Origin of the sequence: Arthrobacter sp. 9V (assembly GCF_902506065.1) — a bacterium.
GTDB lineage: Bacteria > Actinomycetota > Actinomycetes > Actinomycetales > Micrococcaceae > Arthrobacter.
Genome location: NZ_LR732929.1, coordinates 1 through 1,285 on the forward strand (window position 1 = coordinate 1; position 1,285 = coordinate 1,285).

Here is a 1,285-nt window from a genome sequence, read left to right on the forward strand (position 1 = left end):
GGCGCCTGCGCAACAAGATGTCGTACTCGCGGATCGCGCAGGCGTTCCTCGGTGACCGGTTCACCCTCGCCGAACTCCGCGGCGTGTACGAGGCGGTGCTCGGCCGAGCACTCGACCCCGCGAACTTCCGTCGGCAGGTCGAGAAGACCGACGCGGTCCTGCCGACCGACGAGACCACGAGCGGGGGCCGGCACCGTCCGGCTCGGCTGTACCGCTCGAACCCCGACCTGGCCTACGCGGACAACGGCCCGCTGCAGACCGGGGCCGATCAGCACCAGCAGCGGAACCGATAGGAAACCCCGTGTCCATCGCCACGACGATCGAGCTCATCTCCAACGGCAAGGCCGGCGGCAGCACCTGCACGCCCGACCTCGCGATGCCGACGTGGGACTTCGACTCCCGCCCCGGGTACGGCCCGGGATCGTCGATGTCCGACGTCATCCCGACGAGTGCCCCGCGCCAGGGCGTCCTGCCCGACGAGTACAAGACGGCCCCGACCGACGAGCTCCACGAGCGCATCGAGCGGGCGAAGGCCACCCTCGGCGACCGGGTCGTCGTCCTCGGGCACTTCTACCAGCGCGACGAGGTCGTCCGGCACGCGGACTTCCTCGGTGACTCGTTCCAGCTCGCGAACGCCGCCCTGACCAAGCCCGACGCCGAGGCGATCGTGTTCTGCGGCGTGCACTTCATGGCCGAGACCGCCGACATCCTGGCGCGCGACGACCAGCGCGTGATCCTGCCGAACCTGGCCGCCGGCTGCTCGATGGCGGACATGGCCGACATCGACAGCGTCGAGGCCGCGTGGGCCGAGCTCACCGCCGCGTACGGCACCGAGCCCGACGCCGACGGCCGCGTGCCCGTGATCCCGGTCACCTACATGAACTCCGCCGCCGACCTCAAGGCCTTCTGCGGGCGCAACGGCGGCATCGTCTGCACCTCGTCGAACGCAGCGACGGTGCTCGAGTGGGCCTTCGAGCGCGGGCAGCGCGTCCTGTTCTTCCCCGACCAGCACCTCGGCCGCAACACCGCGAAGGCGATGGGCATCAGCACCGACCTGATGCCGATGTGGAACCCCCGGAAGCCCCTCGGCGGCAACGAGACGAGTGAACTCGAAGCGGCGAAGGTCATCCTCTGGCACGGCTTCTGCTCGGTGCACCGTCGCTTCACGGTCGACCAGATCGACCAGGCCCGCCGCGAGCACCCGGGTGTGCGGGTCATCGTGCACCCGGAGTGCCCGATGGCCGTCGTCGACGCTGCCGACCACGCCGGCAGTACCGACCTGATC

General features: G+C 70.3%; 2 protein-coding genes. Both read left to right on the forward strand.

The annotated features are described in order from the left end of the window. A partial coding sequence (locus BACI9J_RS22415) for an NrtR DNA-binding winged helix domain-containing protein (RefSeq protein WP_442858666.1) occupies positions 1–293 on the forward strand: 293 nt, incomplete at its 5' end. 8 nt (positions 294–301) lie between these two features. After that, the coding region (nadA, locus tag BACI9J_RS22420) for a quinolinate synthase NadA (protein WP_159736624.1) at positions 302–1,285 on the forward strand (984 nt) is incomplete at its 3' end.